General features: G+C 37.0%; 16 protein-coding genes. All 16 read left to right on the top strand.

The annotated features are described in order from the left end of the window. Window positions 1-26: 26 nt before the first annotated feature. The 16 genes from ACIQ1H_RS18430 (at window position 27) to ACIQ1H_RS18505 (ending at window position 19,457) form a co-directional block, all read left to right on the top strand. On the top strand, window positions 27-332 hold the full coding sequence (locus ACIQ1H_RS18430) for a hypothetical protein (protein ID WP_402890796.1): 306 nt from the start codon (window positions 27-29) through the stop codon (window positions 330-332). Between the two features lie 42 nt (window positions 333-374). Then, window positions 375-1,142 (top strand): tyrosine-protein phosphatase, encoded by a 768-nt coding sequence (locus ACIQ1H_RS18435; protein ID WP_402890798.1) that lies wholly within the window; start codon window positions 375-377, stop codon window positions 1,140-1,142. A gap of 157 nt (window positions 1,143-1,299) precedes the next feature. Then, window positions 1,300-2,667 (top strand): MATE family efflux transporter, encoded by a 1,368-nt coding sequence (locus ACIQ1H_RS18440; protein ID WP_402890801.1) that lies wholly within the window; start codon window positions 1,300-1,302, stop codon window positions 2,665-2,667. Then, window positions 2,668-3,498, top strand: a complete 831-nt coding sequence (locus tag ACIQ1H_RS18445; RefSeq protein ID WP_402890803.1) for a putative RNA methyltransferase — start codon at window positions 2,668-2,670, stop codon at window positions 3,496-3,498. It begins immediately after the preceding gene. Between the two features lie 88 nt (window positions 3,499-3,586). Further along, on the top strand, window positions 3,587-4,195 hold the full coding sequence (locus ACIQ1H_RS18450; RefSeq protein WP_402890806.1) for a lysophospholipid acyltransferase family protein: 609 nt from the start codon (window positions 3,587-3,589) through the stop codon (window positions 4,193-4,195). A 60-nt stretch (window positions 4,196-4,255) separates the two neighbouring features. Next, window positions 4,256-4,720 (top strand): low molecular weight protein-tyrosine-phosphatase, encoded by a 465-nt coding sequence (locus ACIQ1H_RS18455; RefSeq protein WP_402890808.1) that lies wholly within the window; start codon window positions 4,256-4,258, stop codon window positions 4,718-4,720. 200 nt (window positions 4,721-4,920) lie between these two features. After that, entirely contained in the window at window positions 4,921-5,640 is a 720-nt protein-coding gene (locus tag ACIQ1H_RS18460) for a YebC/PmpR family DNA-binding transcriptional regulator (protein WP_173479348.1), read from the top strand. A 152-nt stretch (window positions 5,641-5,792) separates the two neighbouring features. Next, entirely contained in the window at window positions 5,793-7,088 is a 1,296-nt protein-coding gene (locus ACIQ1H_RS18465) for an arsenic transporter (RefSeq protein WP_402890812.1), read from the top strand. Window positions 7,089-7,177: 89 nt separating this feature from the next. Then, window positions 7,178-8,926, top strand: coding sequence for a methyl-accepting chemotaxis protein (locus tag ACIQ1H_RS18470; RefSeq protein WP_402890814.1), 1,749 nt, complete (start codon window positions 7,178-7,180; stop codon window positions 8,924-8,926). 208 nt (window positions 8,927-9,134) lie between these two features. Next, window positions 9,135-10,877: a methyl-accepting chemotaxis protein gene (locus tag ACIQ1H_RS18475; protein WP_337980284.1), complete on the top strand. Its 1,743-nt coding sequence runs from the start codon at window positions 9,135-9,137 to the stop codon at window positions 10,875-10,877. A gap of 80 nt (window positions 10,878-10,957) precedes the next feature. Continuing rightward, a complete protein-coding gene (locus ACIQ1H_RS18480) occupies window positions 10,958-11,542 on the top strand; it encodes a YdcF family protein (protein WP_483869773.1) in 585 nt (194 codons plus the stop codon). 81 nt (window positions 11,543-11,623) lie between these two features. Further along, window positions 11,624-13,321: a M3 family oligoendopeptidase gene (locus ACIQ1H_RS18485; protein WP_402890820.1), complete on the top strand. Its 1,698-nt coding sequence runs from the start codon at window positions 11,624-11,626 to the stop codon at window positions 13,319-13,321. 497 nt (window positions 13,322-13,818) lie between these two features. Continuing rightward, complete coding sequence (locus ACIQ1H_RS18490) at window positions 13,819-14,907, top strand: AI-2E family transporter (protein WP_402890823.1); 1,089 nt, start codon at window positions 13,819-13,821, stop codon at window positions 14,905-14,907. A 12-nt stretch (window positions 14,908-14,919) separates the two neighbouring features. Then, entirely contained in the window at window positions 14,920-15,537 is a 618-nt protein-coding gene (locus ACIQ1H_RS18495) for an NUDIX hydrolase (RefSeq protein ID WP_173479354.1), read from the top strand. Window positions 15,538-15,772: 235 nt separating this feature from the next. Then, window positions 15,773-17,833 (top strand): helix-turn-helix domain-containing protein, encoded by a 2,061-nt coding sequence (locus ACIQ1H_RS18500; protein WP_402890826.1) that lies wholly within the window; start codon window positions 15,773-15,775, stop codon window positions 17,831-17,833. Between the two features lie 433 nt (window positions 17,834-18,266). Further along, on the top strand, window positions 18,267-19,457 hold the full coding sequence (locus ACIQ1H_RS18505; RefSeq protein ID WP_402890829.1) for an acyl-CoA dehydrogenase family protein: 1,191 nt from the start codon (window positions 18,267-18,269) through the stop codon (window positions 19,455-19,457). The last annotated feature ends 7 nt before the right edge of the window (window positions 19,458-19,464 follow it).

Below are 19,464 nucleotides of genomic sequence, written 5' to 3' on the forward strand. Positions count from 1 at the left end.
GGCAAAAGAGATTAAGTGTTAGATTGATGACAATCAATCTAACACTTTTTTGTAGTGAACGGTATTTTCCACTACTGTTTTCCTCGGGCGCACGGGCTTCACAAGTGCCTATCGGCGCTATTCCCAAGTATATCGGCGATTCAGGAGCGTCTATCGGCGCTATTCCCAAGTATATCGGCGATTTAGGAGCGTCTATCGGCGCTATTCCCAAGTATATCGGCGATTTAGGAGCATCAATCGGCGTTATCTCCATGTTTACCAGCGATTCGCTCTCAATCTCTTCAAAAAGGCATTGGATAATTGGTATTATCTTCATTTGTTCTATAAAATAGAAGTATAGATTGATGATTGCTTAAATAAGGGAGGCGTAGTGGATGACACAGTTTGACATGAAGGTTATTCCGTTTGAGGCAGTCTTGAATTTCCGAGATATGGGTGGCTATAAGACCCGAGATGGTAGAGTAGTTAAAAATGGATTGCTCTATCGCTCAGCTGCACTAGGTAAGATGACCCCAGCGGATAAGGAGCGCTTTGAAGCATTAGGAGTAAAAACAATTTTTGATTACCGCGATCAACACGAGGCACTGAATAATCCTAACCCCTCGTTTAAGGGCGCACAGTATATTCATATACCTGCAAAGGGCAATCACGCGTTTGAGATGCCGACAAATACTGGTGGCCATAATTTTTATAAAGTTGTTAGCCCAGAGATGTTCCGCGATTTTTACGCACAAATGCCATTTAACAATGCTTCATTTAAAAAATTAATGTCCACAATTCAAAATCCAGATAATTTAGGCCTCGTCCATCACTGTGCCGTAGGAAAAGATCGAACAGGAATTGGCGGTGCCCTCATTTTGCTCGCATTAGATGTCCCTGAAGCAACTATTATGCAAGATTATTTAGATACTAATATATATTTACGTCCCATGGTAGAACGAATGGCACAGGCAATTCAAAATACTTTTAATGACCATGAATTACAACAGTTCCACGCATTAATGTCTGCACGTGAGGATTATTTACAGGCTGCATTCGATGCTATTGATAGTCGTTATGGTTCGAAAACAGTATTTTTAGAGAAAGAGTTTGGTTTAACAACAGAAAAACGCCAGCAATTACAAGAAAATTGCTTATGCTAATAGCCCACCCTTTCACAGTAATTCAGTGAGAGGGATTTTTTTATAAGCAATTCAAAATATTTTTTTATTAGCTATCCTTTACAGTGGCAAATCTGTGATAAGATACAATAGATTTTTATGTAAAGTATAGAGAGAAGTGAAGTTGTTGGGACAAGCTATGAGAGAGAAACATTCGGCGGACCAGTTTAGTTTATTTCATTTAACATGGCCGATTTTTTTAGAAGTTTTTTTATTTATGTTAATGGGATTAGCCGATACATTTATGTTAAGTGCCTTATCGGATAACGCTGTATCTGGTGTCGGTGCAGCAAATCAATACATTCATATTGCGATTTTAATACTTGAAGTAGTAGGAAATGGTGCTGCGATAGTTGTCTCGCAATATTTAGGTTCAAAGCGATTTTTAGAGGCTACAAAAATTTCAGCGTTAGCTATTACGTTGAACTTAATTCTAGGGTTTATTATGAGTGCTCTGTTTTTCTTAGGCTCAAGCCATTTAATGACGATGATGAATTTAAAGGGTGATGTTTTACAATATGCCCAAAGCTATTTAGTCATTATTGGTAGTTTTATTTTCTTGCAAGCGATTATTAATGCGTTAGCAGCTATTATTCGTGTCCATGGTTGGACGAAGCAAACAATGTACGTATCACTCGGTATGAATGTTATTCACGTCGTGTTAAATTACGGATTGATTTTTGGTAATTTTGGAATGCCAGAATTGGGTGTGAAAGGAGCTGCTATTTCCTCAATTATTAGTCGTGGACTTGCAGTTATTGTTTTTTCATGGCTGTTGTATCAGGTAATGGAGATACGTGTGAAAATCGAATACTTTTTTACTTTTTCAAAAGAGTATGTACGAAAAATTTTAAATATCGGATTACCCTCTGCATTTGAACAAGTACTTTATCAATTTTGCCAAATTGTCTTCCTCTACTATGCAACGTATATAGGATCTGAAACACTTGCAGCAAGACAATATGCAATGAATATTTCGATGTTTACATACTTGTTTGCGGTTGCAATCGGTACAGGGACAGCTATTATTATAGGTCGCTATGTAGGGGCTGGCAAAAAAGACGCGGCGTATCAACAGTTATGGATAAGCGTGCGTTCAGCTTTTATTTTCACAATACTAATGGTGAGTGTAGTGACAATTTTCCGCAAACCGTTAATGAGCATATTTACAGATAATCCAGAGATCATCGCGATTGGTGGGTCTGTATTAGCATTGAGTATTTTATTGGAAACAGGTCGTACGATGAATATCGTTGTTATTAATTCATTACGTGCTTCAGGCGACGCAAGATTTCCTGTGAAAATTGGATTTTTATCGATGGTCTGTATGAGTTTGCCACTTGGCTATTTGTTTGTATTTGTATTAGATTGGGGACTAGTTGGGATTTGGTTAGCTATATCAGCAGATGAATGGATGCGTGCCATTATCGTATACTTTAGATGGAAAAGTCGAAAGTGGGAGCGTTATGCAATTGTCTCACCTACAGACCAAAAGGAGGCGAATTAAATGGGAGCACTTTCTAAACGTGCTGCAGGCGCGGCATTAATAAATGCAAATATTGGACTATTTGCTTGTCCAATTTGTCAGGAATCCATGCAAGTCTATGAGCAAGGAAGGCTTACATGCTCAGCAAACCATTCCTTTGATATTGCAAAACAAGGTTATGTCAATATGCTGACGCATAGTGCAGCTTCAAAATATAGTAAAGATCTTTTTGAATCACGTAAAACGATTATTGATAGTGGTTTGTATGACCCATTAGAAGAGAAAATAGCAGAGCTAATAGGAGAAGCCAAAACAGTACTTGATACAGGCTGTGGAGAGGGATCACATTTAGCCCGTATTATGACGCAAAAACAAGGTATTGGCATTGGTATTGATATTGCAAAAGAGGGTATTCTTGCAGCTGCTCGTCATTATCCAAAGCAAATTTGGTGTGTTGGAGACTTAGCAAAAAGTCCTTTTGCCAAGACAAGCTTTGATGTCATTTTGAATATTTTATCTCCAGCAAATTATGAGGAGTTTAAACGCCTACTTACATCAAATGGATGTGTCGTAAAAGTGGTACCACAAAGTGGCTATTTGCAACAAGTACGTTCACAACTTTATGCTGATTCGGCAAAAGAAACATACTCTAATGCACAAACTGTAGAGCGCTTTCGGGAAAGTTTCTCACATGTCACAGTAGAACGTATTACTTACACAGTGCCGCTTGCTTCGGTGCTTGTGCCTGCACTGCTTGAAATGACGCCGATGGGCTGGCATAAGGAGCAGCATGCAGAAGTTTGTGTAAATGAAATCACGATTGATGTTGATGTCCTAGTTGGTCGGGTATAAATCAAATAGATTTGACTTGGACAATTGCAGTATACAACTCTTTTCGATTACAATGGTAATAACTATTGAATAAGGTAGGAATAAAACAGTGTATAAATTTACGGCAAATCTTGTCAAATTAATATTAAAATTATCGGGTTCAAAAGCTCGGGTATATGAAGAGCAAAACTTACCGACAGATGGTGGGTTTATTATTGCATGTACACATACAGGGTATGTGGATATTTTAAACTTAGGTGTTTCGGTCTTGCCTCGTGAAATTCACTTTATGGCGAAAAAACAATTGTTTGATATTAAGGGGCTTGGCTGGCTTATTGACCATTTAAACGCCTTTCCAGTTGACCGTGACAACCCAGGACCAAGTGTTATTAAAGTTCCATCACAATTGCTGAAAGAGGGAAAAATTGTAGGGATTTTCCCATCAGGTACTCGAAATTCAGAAGGGTCTGATTTAAAGCAAGGTGCTATAACGATTGCACAGTTGTCTAAAACACAAATCGTTCCAGCTGCTTATGTTGGAGCGCGAAATGCTGGGGATGTGTTTAAGCGTGGAAAAGGTTATCTCATTTATGGTGAGCCATTTTATGTAACAGGAAAAGGGAAAGAAGGTCGTGAGGAATTTACACACCATCTTGAACATGAGCTTATTGCTCTAACGGAAGAATTAAATAAACGAATTGCAGCAGATAAAAAATAATACGGACAGCACTCAAAATCAAGTTGATTTTGGGTGCTTTGTCGTAGGGAGGTGTTTTTAATGATACGCGTACTATTTGTTTGCCTAGGGAATATTTGTCGCTCTCCAATGGCGGAGGCAGTTATGCGAGATTTAATAGAAAAGGCAAAGTTGGATGACAAAATTAAAGTAGATTCAGCTGCGACAAGCTCATGGCATATTGGTGAACCGCCACATCGTGGTACACAAGATAAGTTACGAGAATATGGTATCTCGACGCATGGAATACAAAGTAGACAATTACATAAGCATGATTTTAATCAATTCGATTACATTATTGGAATGGATGAAAATAATATTCGTAACATTTATACGATGCTTGGTAATCCCGATTCACCAAAAATATTTCGTTTTTTAGATTTAACGGACCATCGAATGGATGTACCTGATCCATACTATACAGGGGATTTTCAGGAAACTTATAATTTAGTGCTAGAAGGCTGTCAAGCTTTATTGGCTAAAATGAAGCTTGAGAATAAGTTATAATTAGTAAAATATTTAAAATGTTTAATACAGCATACCGTTCTGAAAACATTACTATAAACATTGGTATATCTAGCTTTGAGAGCATCAATATGTTATTATTTGCAGAGTAAAGATACGAAAAGTATTTAAATACCATTTGCAGATGTGCAGTTATGCATCTATGATTTTATAAACTTTATTTTCGAAAGAGAGTGGAAACAATGGGTCGTAAGTGGAACAATATTAAAGAAAAGAAGGCGTCAAAAGACCAAAGCACAAGTCGCGTGAATGCAAAATTCGGTCGTGAAATTTATGTAGCAGCAAAATCAGGCGAACCAGATCCTGAATCAAATCGCGCTCTTAAAGTTGTTCTTGAACGTGCTAAAACTTACAGTGTTCCTAAACATATTATTGAAAAAGCAATTGAAAAAGCGAAGGGTGGCGGCGACGAAAGCTTCGATGAATTACGCTACGAAGGTTTCGGACCAGCAGGAACAATGCTAATCGTGGATGCTTTAACAAACAATGTTAACCGTACAGCTTCTGATGTACGTGCGGCATTTGGTAAAAACAACGGTAACATGGGTGTAAGTGGTTCTGTTGCTTATATGTTTGATTCAACAGCCGTTATTGGTTTAGAGGGCAAGACTGCGGATGAAGTACTTGAAATTTTAATGGAAGCAGATGTCGATGCTCGTGATATTCTTGAAGAAGAAGAGGCTGTCATTATTTATGCAGAGCCAGACCAATTCTTTGCTACACAAGAAGCACTGAAAGCAGCAGGTGTTGAAGAATTTACTGTTGCTGAGCTGACGATGCTACCTCAAACAGAAGTTACATTAACAGGTGATGATGTAGCGAAATTCGAAAAATTAATTGATGCATTAGAAGATTTAGATGATGTACAAAACGTTTACCATAACGCAGACTTAGGTGAATAATTTTTATTATAAGGCAGACCAGTAGCAATTCTTTGCTACTGGTTTTTTTAACTTAGGGGTAAAGAGCTATTACTGAAGTCATGATGGATACAGACCGTGGTGGAATCAAGTTAAAGGTTCTACCGGATGTCACAGATTTAAGGAGGAGAACTGTGCAAACTTTTTTAGCTATCATTATATTTTTAGTGACGTTATTTTTAGTCATTGTACAGCCACGGAAATTGTCAATTGGCTGGTCAGCGTGTATAGGTGCAGCATTTGCCTTAATGCTAGGTGTTGTTACAATCAACGATGTCGTGGCAGTTACTGATATTGTTTGGAATGCAACATTGTCATTTATAGGGATTATTATCATTTCCCTCATCTTAGATGAAATCGGATTTTTTGAATGGGCAGCATTGCATATGGCACGACTTGCGAAAGGTAGTGGGATTCGGCTATTTATTTATATCGCCTGCTTAGGTGCGATTGTTTCTGCACTATTTGCAAACGATGGTGCAGCATTAATATTAACGCCAATCGTCTTAGCGATGGTAAGAAAGTTAAGCTTAACAGAGCAAAGAGTATTTCCGTTTATCATAGCAAGTGGCTTTATTGCCGATACAACTTCATTACCGCTAGTAATCAGTAATTTAACGAATATCGTGTCAGCAGATTATTTTAATATAGGCTTTATGGAATATGCAGTGCATATGATTGTGCCTAATATCGTTTCTTTAATCGCTAGCATTTTCGTGCTATATGTATTTTTTAGAAAAGTTATTCCAAAGCAATATTCGATGGAAGCGTTAGTACATCCGTCAGTCGCTATTCGAGATCAAAAGCTATTTAATATTTCTTGGTACGTTATTGCAATATTATTACTAGGTTTCTTATCAAGTGAGTATTTTACTATTCCAGTGTCATTTATATTATGTAGTGTAGCAATAATCTTTTTATGGTTGGCACGGAGAAGTAAAAGCATTGATACGAAAAGAGTTATTAAAGGTGCACCATGGAGCATCGTGTTTTTCTCAATTGGGATGTATGTCGTAGTTTATGGTTTGAAAAATGTAGGGCTAACAGGTTTATTGGCGGATTTGTTAGAGCTGACTGTTCAGCAAGGATTGTTTGTCGCAACATTAACGATGGGCTTTGTGGCAGCGATTTTGTCTGCAGTTATGAATAATTTGCCGACAGTTATGATTGATGCATTAGCAATTGCTGAAACAAGTGCAACAGGCACAATCAAAGAAGGTCTGATTTACGCCAATGTGATAGGTACGAATTTAGGGCCAAAAATGACACCAATTGGTTCCTTGGCTACATTGTTATGGCTTCATATATTGGCACAGAAAGGCATTAAAATAAGCTGGGGGCAGTACTTTAAGATTGGTATTTTACTAACGATACCGACACTTTTCATTACATTACTAGCATTAATTGCTTGGTTAGCAATAATATCGTAGTATAAAAGTCAAAATAGTTGAAAAAATAAAATATTCAGTAATAATAAGATTAGTATACTAGTAAAATGAAGAAGGAAAGTGCCAATAATATGACAAAAACAAATAAGTTAAGTAATAAGATTATTTTAATGTTATTAATGACAATAGTCGCTTTATTAATTGGTTTTATAGTAACTACTATTTACACAGCAAAATCAGCTGTAAATAAAACGATGGGCACACAGGCAGTGGCAATGGCAGGCAACATTGCTAAACAGTTAAATGTTGACGATTATATTGAGCTTTCTAAAAGCCCATCGGAGTCTAAATTATACTGGGAGCTAAGAGAAGAGCTAAACGGATTACGTGAACAAAATGGCGTTCTCTATGCTTACACTTTTGCCGTGCCACAGGAAGATCAAAAGGTAAGATTTTTAGTCGATGGAATGCCTATAGATGACCAAGAAAATGCAGGAGTTATTAATTCAGAATCATCTTCTACATACTATAAAGATCTTGAAAAAGTAATATCTACAGGCAGTTATTACTCAGCAATATTACATAGTGATTTTGGCGATTATTTATCAGGTACAGTGCCGTTAAAAGATGCATCAGGTACTATCGTTGCCTTTGTTGGCGTAGATATTGAGGCAACACAAGTAAGCGGCGTAACAAATGCCGTGCTAACTTCTGTTTTACCAGCCCTTATTGCTATTATGCTAATTTTAACAGCAATCTTGATGTACATAGTGTATCGTTATGTAAATCGTTCATTAAAACCGTTAAGTTATTTAGGGGAAGCGGCAGAAAGCTTTGCTCAAGGTGATATTGAGGAAGCAACAACAGCGGTGGAACAAATTCAATTTAAAAATAAAAATGAAATTACAATTTTTGCACAAGCCTTCAAGGAATCGCTAATAAAGCTAAAAGACACATTCCAAACAATTCAACAACGTACTGTTGCATTGCAAGAGGTTGTTGGGAAAATAGATGCTACGTCACAGCAAGTTGAAGCATCAAATTTAAAGATTGCAGACAGTATTATCGAGATTGCAGCTGGCAGTGAACAGCATCAGCAAAACAATAATGAAGTTGTGTTAACGATGAACGAAATGTCGATTGGCATTCAACGTTTAGCAGATTCGACTTCGGAAATAGCTGAGTCTTCTACCGCGATGACGGGATTAGTCGAATCGAATGTGAATCATTCTCATGAGGTAGTTTCACAAATACAAAATGTTGAATCTTCCGTCCTACGTACAGCTGGACATGTTGAAGAAATGGGCAACAGATTCCGATCAATCGAAGATATGGTTCAGGTTATTACAAATATTGCGGATCAAACAAACTTACTTGCATTAAATGCAGCTATAGAGGCGGCAAGGGCTGGAGAAGCTGGGAAGGGCTTTGCTGTTGTAGCAGACGAGGTACGTAAATTGGCTGAAATGTCTAAGACTTCTGCTGATGATATTCAAAAACATTTAATTAGCTTTAAAGATATTACAGAGCGTGCACTTTCTGAAATGGCAAGAAGTACGGAAGATGTTCAGGCAGGTAATATCGCAGTACAACATATAGGGACTAGCCTTTCTCAAATTTTACAATCTGTTGTGCTCGTCAATAATAAAATTCAGGATGATTCTGCAGTCATAGAGCAAATGTCAGCAGGGTCAGAAGAAATATTAGCAACAATAGAGCAAATGCAAAGTATTGCACAGCAAAGTGCTATAGGAACTAAAGAGGTAGCGACAGCTTCTGATCTTCAAGTGGCAATGGTTACAGAATTAAATGATGTCGTGGAAATTTTGGAACGTACATCGAAGGAAGTAATTGAAGCGATTAATACTTTTAAATTATAAAGAATATCAAAAAACTATTTTTCTACACATCATATCCCTGTAGAAAGATAGTTTTTTTGTTCGCGAAGAAATGTGTATATTAGCATATTTAAGCGAAAGGGTGAATAATATACACATTTATTGTGAAATACCCATTGTGTAAACTGTAAATCCATTCCATAATATTAATTAATGCATTAAACGATAGAAGTAAAAAGGGGTGTAAAGTATGAAATTTTTACGTTCAATACAGGGGAAATTAATTATCGTTTCAATGGCATTATTAATAGTGCCGAGCTTAATCATTGGTATAGTTAGCTATGGGAAAGCAAAGGATGGGATGGAAGGATTAGGTGAACAAGTTCTTCAAAATAGTGTTGAGTCTACTTTGCAATTAATCGAACTGGCAAATGAAAGTGTAGAAAAAGGTAATATTCCATTGGAGGTTGCGCAAGAAAGAGTACGAGAAGCACTACTTGGTCCAAAGGATAGTGAGGGAAAACGGCCAATCAATTATCCTGGTAATCTAGGTGAATATGGGTATATATACGTGTTAGACGATAAAGGGACGCTAACTACACATCCGACACGTGAAGGGGATAACTTGTGGGATGATCAAGATAGTAGTGGTAAGTATTTTATTCGGGATGTAACTGAACGAGCATTAGAGGGTGGGGGCTTTACACAATATGAATTTGCACTGCCAGGTCAGGATGTTTTAGCTGATAAAATTATCTACTCAGAAAAAGATCCACATTGGGGATGGATTATAGCATCAGGTACATATATGCAAGATTTTAATAAGGAAGCCAATTCGTTGTTATTAGTTATTGGTCTAACACTATTAGGAGCTATAATTATCGGAACGGTTATCGTCATACTTGTTTCTAGACATTTAGCTTTACCAGTTAAAAAGTTATCAACTCGTGTACGTGAAGTGGCGCAAGGTAATTTAACGGTAGAAATAGAACACCTACAACGTACAGATGAGATTGGCCAATTAAACACAGGCTTTAATGATATGGTAGATCAATTAAAGACATTAATTACAAATGTGGAAGAATCAATTGCTGAAATTCAATCCACTTCGTCTAATTTAACAGCCGTTGCTGAGGAAACAAATGCGTACGGTGATGAAATCGTGAAGGCAATTAATGAGGTTTCAAGAGGTGCAGTTAAGCAAGCTTCAGATGCTGAAGATACAAATCGTACAGCTATAGCGTTTGCGCAGCAAATAGAAGGACTACACGATAAAAATGAATTAATGCTTGATGCTTCTCAAACTATGAAGCATTCCAATGAAGAGGGGCTTGTAAACTTAAATAGTTTGAAGGACACATCACAAGAATCGTCTACGCTTATTAATAGTGTACAAACAGTGTTCAATAGCTTAATTGTTAAGGTAAGAGAAATTGAAGGCATTGTAGGAACAATTAATGAAATCTCCGATCAAACAAACCTTCTTGCATTAAATGCATCAATTGAAGCTGCTCGTGCTGGTGAGCATGGCAAAGGATTTGCAATAGTAGCGGAGGAAGTAAGGAAGCTAGCAGACCAAACGTCTGTTGCCACTGATTTAGTACGTACAACACTACGTGGTATTGAAAGTGAAACGAATTTAGTAAATGATGAAATGCAAAAAACAAGTGCTATTGTTCGAGAGCAAAATAATTCAGTGGGAATAATGGAATCTTCATTTAAAGAAATTGAATTGGCTGTTGAAAAAATTATAGCGATTATTGGAGACATGACTTCAGGTGTAGCATATTTAAATAGCTCTAAAGATGAGATGATGCAATCTATAGAAAGTATCGCTATGATTAGTGAGAAAAATGCAGCCGCATCAGAGGAAGTAACAGCTTCTGTTGACGAGCAACAAAGAGCTATACAATTAGTTAGCGAATCCTCAAATGATTTAACGGACGAAATCTCGGCATTACAGGAATCCATTCAACGCTTTACGATAAGATAGCCATTCAAGATGCTTGTACAGTAGCCTAAACTTTGTACAAGCATCCTTTTTATGTTGGGGACGTTGTAAGTAAAAAAGGGGTGTTGCATTTGAAAAGGTGGTTGGTGGGAGGAATCACAATTGTCGTTTGTATAGGTAGTGCCCTCTACATATGGCTAGGACAGGAAATGAAACGAGGGACGCAGCCAGTCGCTGATGGAACTGCACAATATGCTATAGTACTTGGGGCGAAGGTAAAGCCTGGAGGGGTATTATCGCTATCTTTAAAGAACAGATTGGAAGAGACTGTAACCTATCTTAATAAGTATCCACACGTGAAAGTAATTGTATCAGGTGGTCAGGGGGCGGATGAGGATAGAACAGAGGCGTCTGCGATGCTTTCGTATTTACAAGAGAAGGGGATTGACCCTGAACGAATTTTAGTGGAAGAACAGTCAACATCGACATATGAAAATTTGCTATTCTCAAAGGAATTACTCCCAGAGGGAACGAAGCAAATTACGATCGTCTCAAATGATTTCCATTTGCAAAGAGCAAAGTATTTAGCGAATAAGCTTCAGTTAGAGGCGGATGTCGTTGTTGCAAAAACACCAAAATCGGTTGAAGCAAAGTTAAAGATTCGAGAAAGAGCAGCATTGTTAAAAACCTATATCATAGGTCATTAATGGTATATTTGCTTTCTTTCTTTAATATATTTGTCATATAATAGAAATATAATGAGTAAACGACAGAAAGAGGGTACTTCTATGACAACGTTTAAAGATTATAAATACAGCCGTCCAAACGTGGCAGCAATGAAAGAACAGCAAGTAGCTTTAATCGAGCAATTTAAAGAAGCGCAAACTGTTGAGGCGCAAAGCGAGCTAATTGAAAAGTTAAATGAACTGAGTAATGAATATGCAACAATGGCTAACCTCGTATATATTCGCGCATCAATTGATACGAATGATACGTTTTATCAAGAGGAACGTGATTATTTTGATGAAGTAGGCCCAGAACTTGAAGAGCTTACAACAGAATACTATAAAGCATTAATAGTTTCACCATTCCGTGAGCAGCTTGAAGAGAAATGGGGCCAACAGTTATTCGACTTAGCGTCCTATCAAATTAAAGGATTTTCTCCGCAAGTTATTGATTTAATGCAGAAGGAGAACAAGCTAGTTTCAGAATATAATAAACTAGTTGCCTCTGCCCAAATTGAATTCAATGGGGAAACATTAACATTAGCTCAGCTAGGGCCTTATGCTGAATCAACAGATCGCGAAATGCGTAAAGCGGCTACAGAAGCTCGCTTTGGCTTCTTTGCTGAGCATGAAGAGGAATTTGATCGATTATATGATGAGCTTGTCAAAGTACGCCATGAAATTGCGGTAAAATTAGGCTATAAAAATTATGTAGAACTTGGCTATATTCGTATGAATCGTATTGATTATAATGCGGAAATGGTGAAAAAATTCCGTGACCAAGTGCGTGATTTAATCGTTCCAGTTGCAACAAAATTATTTGAGCGCCAAGCGAAGCGTATCGGCATAGCAGACTTAAAGTTTTATGATGAAGCTTTAAACTTCTTAACAGGAAATGCTACGCCAAAAGGTGATGCGGATTGGATTGTGGCGAACGGTAAAAAAATGTATGAAGAACTATCACCTGAGACGGGTGAATTTTTCAACTTTATGATTGACCATGACTTAATGGACTTAGTAGCGAAAAAAGGAAAAGAAAGTGGCGGCTATTGTACGTTTATTGAAAACTACCATTCGCCATTTATTTTCTCGAACTTTAACGGTACATCAGGTGATATTGATGTGTTAACACACGAGGCTGGACATGCCTTCCAAGTATACTCAAGCCGTGATATTGGCATTCCAGAATATTTATGGCCAACATATGAATCATGTGAAATCCATTCTATGAGTATGGAGTTCTTCACATGGCCTTGGATGGAATTATTCTTCAAAGAAGATACAGAGAAATATAAATTTACGCATTTAAGCAGTGGCCTACTATTTCTTCCTTACGGTGTTGCTGTTGATGAATTCCAACATGTTATTTATGAAAACCCTACAATGACACCAGCTGAGCGTAAAGCTGCATGGAAGAAAATCGAGGAAACATATTTACCACATCGTGACTATGACGGGAATAGCTACTTAGAATCAGGTGGCATTTGGCAACGTCAGGCACATATTTATGCAAGTCCATTCTATTATATTGACTACACGTTAGCGCAAATTTGTGCATTCCAATTCTGGAAACGTTCACGTGAAGAGTTTGATGCTGCATGGAAGGACTATATTCATTTATGTGGCTTAGGGGGCTCTATGTCATTTACAAAGCTAGTGAAGGAAGCTGGCTTAATTTCACCATTTGAGGATGGTTGTGTAGAATCAGTAATTGGTGTTATTGAAAACTACTTAAATTCAGTGGATGATACAAAATTATAGATTGCGATAGATTCTTTCGAGAGCTAATGAAAAAATTTGTGTAACTTCTCTGGTAAATCGAGTTAGTTAGAGAGACTGAAATATAATTTGGAATTTTAGAAACTAGAACACAGGTGCTCATAAATCAGTTTTTGCTATTTATTATGAAGAAGAACTTAGCTATTATTACTTTTGCCATAAATAAAATTCAGCAAAGAAAGAGTACTAGTTGATGGTAGCGAAGGCGGTGACTCCTGCGGGAACGCACACAGCGTAAGACGCAACAGACCGCGCGCCAGAGAGGGTTGCGGCTTACGTGTGTGCCCGCGGAAAGCAACCGCCGTAGCGGACATCAACGGCATTGCAAAAAGTGTTAGATTGATGGCAGTCAATCTAACACTTTTCTCATTTGTCCAAGATAAGTTATTTTTATGTTTGTAATAAATACTAGGATACTTGCGAAATGGTTAATATATAAGTAGTATTTTCAGTAACTGCGATAAAAGGAAGTGAAGAACGTGACGAGGAAAGTATGGTTCCAAGTAGGAGTAGGCATTTTGCTAGTTCTACTAATACTTAAATATTTTATAGAAATCCATTGGCTCTTTTCACCGCTTGCGATTATTTTAAAAGCGATATTTGTGCCGTTACTGCTTGGTGGCGTGTTGTATTATGTGACTGAGCCAATTCAACGTTTTTTAGAAAAACGAAAATGGCCAAGATGGGCTAGTATATTAACAATTGTCGTTGGTTTGATTGCTATGGTCGTTGGCTTTGGCTGGATTGTTGGAAATCCGATAGCTACTCAGCTTAATAATCTTGCAAAAAATGCACCGATGATTGGATCAAGTCTTCAAGATGCAACTGATTATGTTGTAAGCCTGTTCAGCAATAAGGATAATTTACCTCCACAAATAACCGAATTTATCGATAATCTTGCCAATTCCGTACAAAGCATTGCGGTCGTGGCAAGTAAATGGCTCGTATCATTTGTACAGTCTATTGTGTCAGTTTCGTTATTAGCTATTTTAATTCCATTTTTCTACATATTTATGTTGAAGGATCATGAGAAATTTGCGCCTTCTATTTATAAATATTTTAGTGGTGAGCGTCGGGAATGGATTAAAAAGACGTTAAGTGAAATAGATGATGTATTACGTAGCTATATTCAAGGCCAACTGCAAATTAGTTTTTTATTAGCACTTATTATGTATGTTGGATATTTAATTATTGGCTTAGAGTATTCATTATTGCTCGTTATTTTTGCTTTCTTTATGAATATGATTCCGTTTATCGGACCGTGGATTGCCCTTACACCAGCAGTGATTGTGGCAGTTATTCAAGATCCGATGCTTGTTGTTTGGGTTTGTGTTGTTACACTGATTGCGCAGCAGATTGATAGTAACTTCATTACTCCTAATGTAATGGGGAAATCACTCGATATCCATCCGTTAACAGTTATTACGATTATTTTAGCGGCAGGAAATATCGCAGGCTTCATAGGAATTATCATTGCCGTTCCGTTTTATGCGGTATTAAAAGTTATTGTTTCGAATATTTATGATAAACGAATTGCCATAAAGAAAAAGGCTACGAAGTCAGTATAGGGGTCGAATAAAATGGAACAAGAGATTGTTAAAGTTTTTAATGAGCAGCATGAACAAATTGGTACGGCTACAAGAGCTGAAGTGCATGAAAAAGGCTTATGGCATGAGACTTTTCACTGCTGGCTTGTTAATGAAAACTATATTTATTTCCAAATTCGTAGTGCGCAAAAAAAGGACTATCCAGGGCTGCTTGATATTACAGCAGCAGGTCACTTACTGGCTATTGAGACAGTGGAAGCGGGCATACGAGAAGTAAGAGAAGAATTAGGATTAACAATCGATATTGATGAAATCGTGAAAATGGGTATGACTTCATGTAGTATCGTTTCTGAAAAAATGATTGATAATGAATTTTGCCATGTTTATTTGTACCCTTTCGAAGACAATTGGGATTCTTTTAAGTTGCAATATGAGGAAGTTTCGGGTGTCGTGCGAGCAAAGCTTGATGAAGCCGAAGATTTCTTTTTAGGAAAAACCGTCACGTTAAATATTGAAGGATATGAATATTTTCCAGATGGGCAACGTGCGAGAATAGTGCGTCCTGTAAGCACAGCGCAATTTGTTCCATATCGTGAGTTGTACGTTGCACATGTTATAGATTTTGTGAAAAACTCAATGTACAGTCGATAAAATAGCTTCACAGTATTTTAGAAAAACACGCTTCATGCTACTACACGCCCGAAAAGGTTGTAGTTTATAGCATGATAGCGTGTTTTTGTTTTTTGTTATGACGATGCTAGTGACAAGTCTTTCTATAAAAAACGGACATAAGGAAGGTAATAATAGTTTAATAGAGAAATATATGTAATTAAACAAATTGGATGAACGGATATAATAAAATTTCGTACAAATGAGGAGGCTGAAAATGACACAGTACTTTAATGAGCTTGCGAATCGCTTCAATTGGCAAAGTAAATATCAAATTTGGATTGCTAGTATGGAGCACCCACTTTTTGAATTAATCGAAGGTGTAATTGAACCAACTATATTACCATTTCAACAGCTAACATCTCATAGTGAACAAATTTTCCAAGCAATTCAGAACGAAAACATGTTTCTCCTTTTTACGTATCCAGGCAATTATCAAATAATGCTTAACTTATTTGAATACAAAACATTTACCGATGGTGAATTAGTTGTGTTATTTCACTATTTATATCCCTATTACACACAAGCAGCTATTAAACGAGAAAGATACAAGCTAGGGAAAGTGATTGAAAGTACTAGAAGAGCCTCGGCAACGTTAAATACCGAAGAAATATATAACAATATTTTATCTTATGCGATGGATGTCATCCCGAATTGTGATATTGGAACTTTATGGTGGTTTGACGAAGAAAAACACAAACTCACATGTAAAGCCTCTGTTGGGAACATATTAAAGGGCATTAACAAAATGGAATTTGATATAAATGAAGGACCCGTTGGTTACACATTTAGAATGAACAGGCCGCTGTTGTTCAATCAGAACAATAATAGTATTTGGGAAACGATAGGGAATATATCCAATGAAAACTCTAAATACTGGGACCCATCATATGTGTTTACTGAAAACGTGAAATCGTTTTTGACGTATCCAATCAATGTAGAAGATAAAGTAGAAGGAGTACTATTTTTATGCCAAATTGTTAAACCATATCCTTTGTCAGATGAAGATTTGCATTTACTACAGGGCTTTTCATCGCAAGTTGGAATATCTATTCGTAATGCAAGACAGTACTCTCATATAAAAAACTTGAATGACGTGTTGCTAAAACGAGACGATATTCACGCAACCCTTACAAAGCTATCCATACAAAATAAAGGTGTATTAAAAATCGTAGAAGAGATGTCCCGTATGATGGGCAAAAATGTCCTTTTTGTTGATTTATTAGAAAATGAAATAACGCCCATTACAGAAAAACTCCCTGTCCAATTAACGTATAAAGATTTAAATGGCATTCTACAAACAACACAAGAGCAACCATTCTATGAGTTAAAACGCTCTGGCTATGTGACGCATATTATTTATCCAATCCGTTCGATGCAAATTACATTAGGCTGTATTATTGTCGAAGCTGCCGCACAAATTGAGCAAATAGATACAATTGTAATGGAGCAGGGACATTCAGTACTTGCGCTCGAACTAGTAAGAAAACAAAACGATACAGCATTTTACTATAAAAAGAGACGAGAGCTATTTTCTGAGTTAGTTAATTCGAAAGATCAGTCCATTGTATTGCAAAAAGCAAAAGAGCTTAATATAAGCCTGCATGAGCCGTGCAGTGTTACTTTATTTAAACTTAGTCATTATAAAAGTCCTCATCATTTAGAGGCATTTATCCATCGTTTAACAGCACAATTAAAACGTGATTTATTCTCATATATTCAACTGCTGTATGCGTATCACGATGAAGTTACGGTTGTGATAAGTGTGCATAGTGCGACAGATAAACAGTTTCGAAAAAAGTTACAAACTATTTGTAATGAATGGGGCAAGGAAAAAAACATTACATTGAGCTGTGGACTTGGGACAACGTATCAAGACGTTTATTTTTTACCTAAAACGTATGATGAAGCAAAAACAGCTTTAGCTTATTTAAATTCAAGAGGACAAAAAGGATTAGTAGATTACTCACAAATTGGTGTCAATCGATTGTTTATTAAACAAGACCAAGAGGAAATTAAGCAATTTTTAACTGAAGTGTTCGAGCCACTTCGTACAAAACATAGCATGAACAATTCTTTAGAAGAAACATTAATTGTATATGTAGATACAAATCGTTCAGCAGTTAAGGCTGCTCAAATTTTACATGTCCACATTAACACGCTATATCAACGACTAAGAAAAATAGAAGAAGCATTAGATATTTCTTTCCAACAGCCTGGAGATTTATTGAAGCTGCAATTAGCATGCTATTTAAAGCAGTCTTATAGCCATTTATGAGTTATTTCAAATTTAGATGACTGCTACTGCTACAGTTGATTTTCGCTCCAGGTGGACGCTTTCCGCGGGCACATACTTAAGCCGCAACCCTCAATACGCAGAGTTTTCAATATCTGAATATTCAAAAATGTTTGAGTGCCTGACACCTTGAGAGTGCCTAGTTTATTAAATAAACTGGGCACTTTTTATATAAAAAACTCTATTAATTTGGTAGAAACACTATAAAAACATACATTGTATGAAGTAGTGCTGGAAAATAAAATAACGTTAATAAGCAGAAAAAATCTTAATTAAGCAGAATAAATATGATTTTTTCGAAAGGGGAGGAGACGTGAACCTGCACATTTGAAAATAATAGCATTTTCGATAAAGGTTTGAACTGTTGAATTAGGCAAAGAGTAATTTCCACTGAAAAACAAAAGGGGGTATTATTTTGAATTTAACATATACGCAGGAAGATGAGCTCTTTCGTTTAGAAATACGGAGTTGGTTAGAAGCGAATTTACCTGAAGGGTGGCTAGAAGGTAGTCGTACATTGCCTGAAAATGACCGAGAACGAAAAGAATTTTTAAAAGCATGGCAACGCAAGCTGATGGAAGGTGGCTGGGCTGGCATTCACTGGCCGAAGGAATATGGTGGGCGTGGAGCAACATTAATTCAAGAGGTCATTTATCAGGAAGAACTTGCTCGTGTAAAAGCACCACCTGTACTAAATTTTATGGGCATTAATATGGTAGGTCCAACGCTAATCCAGATGGGGACAGCCGAACAAAAAGAAAACTACATCGATAAAATTTTAAGTGGTGAAGAAATATGGTGTCAGGGCTTCTCTGAACCGAATGCTGGATCGGATTTAGCAGGGTTACAAACGAAAGCAGTAGAGCGGGATGGGAAATGGTACATTACAGGACAAAAAGTGTGGACGACCTATGCACACATGGCAGATAAATGTTTTATTTTAGCTAGAACAGACAATACAGGAAAACGCCATCAAGGAATTACGGCATTTTTAATCGATATGCATCAGCCAGGTGTTGAAGTACTTCCGATTTATCAAATGAATGATGATCACGATTTTAATGAAATTTTTCTTCAGGATGCTGTAGCCGAAGCAGGTGACATAGTAGGTGGTGTAGGAATGGGCTGGCAAGTTTCAATGGCATTACTTAGTCATGAACGTGTGGGCGTAGCTGGTACTATTTTTCATTTGGAAAATATATTTAACAATTTAGTACAAGATATGCAAATTGAGGCTCCTAATCGCACTTCGGCTATTCACAACCAACAACATGCTACGAAGCTTGCCAAAATGTATACCCGATTACGTGCAGCGTCACTGAACTATTATCGTAATTTAACAAAAACAATTGAGCAAGGCTATCCTGGTCCAGAAGGATCTATTGATAAATTAGTGAGTAGTGAGCTATCGAAAGTACTTACCGATTTTGCCGTTTCTATGCAAGGTTTAAAAGGTGCGCTTTGGAAAGGTGATGAAGATACATCTATTGATTGGCAACATCAGTATTTACAATCATTTGGTTCAACGATTGCTGGTGGTACGACTGAAATTTTGAAAAATGTCATCGGTGAACGAATTTTAGGTTTACCAAAGGATTTAAAATAATTTAGTT

The sequence above is a fragment of the Lysinibacillus sp. NPDC097279 genome, from assembly GCF_044761745.1.
Taxonomy (GTDB): Bacteria; Bacillota; Bacilli; order Bacillales_A; family Planococcaceae; genus Lysinibacillus.

Coding starts and splice junctions, on each gene's coding strand:
- ACIQ1H_RS18430 (WP_402890796.1), top strand. CDS start 27: ATGACAATCAATCTAACACTTTTTTGTAGTGAACGGTATTTTCCACTA.
- ACIQ1H_RS18435 (WP_402890798.1), top strand. CDS start 375: ATGACACAGTTTGACATGAAGGTTATTCCGTTTGAGGCAGTCTTGAAT.
- ACIQ1H_RS18440 (WP_402890801.1), top strand. CDS start 1,300: ATGAGAGAGAAACATTCGGCGGACCAGTTTAGTTTATTTCATTTAACA.
- ACIQ1H_RS18445 (WP_402890803.1), top strand. CDS start 2,668: ATGGGAGCACTTTCTAAACGTGCTGCAGGCGCGGCATTAATAAATGCA.
- ACIQ1H_RS18455 (WP_402890808.1), top strand. CDS start 4,256: ATGATACGCGTACTATTTGTTTGCCTAGGGAATATTTGTCGCTCTCCA.
- ACIQ1H_RS18460 (WP_173479348.1), top strand. CDS start 4,921: ATGGGTCGTAAGTGGAACAATATTAAAGAAAAGAAGGCGTCAAAAGAC.
- ACIQ1H_RS18470 (WP_402890814.1), top strand. CDS start 7,178: ATGACAAAAACAAATAAGTTAAGTAATAAGATTATTTTAATGTTATTA.
- ACIQ1H_RS18475 (WP_337980284.1), top strand. CDS start 9,135: ATGAAATTTTTACGTTCAATACAGGGGAAATTAATTATCGTTTCAATG.
- ACIQ1H_RS18485 (WP_402890820.1), top strand. CDS start 11,624: ATGACAACGTTTAAAGATTATAAATACAGCCGTCCAAACGTGGCAGCA.
- ACIQ1H_RS18495 (WP_173479354.1), top strand. CDS start 14,920: ATGGAACAAGAGATTGTTAAAGTTTTTAATGAGCAGCATGAACAAATT.
- ACIQ1H_RS18500 (WP_402890826.1), top strand. CDS start 15,773: ATGACACAGTACTTTAATGAGCTTGCGAATCGCTTCAATTGGCAAAGT.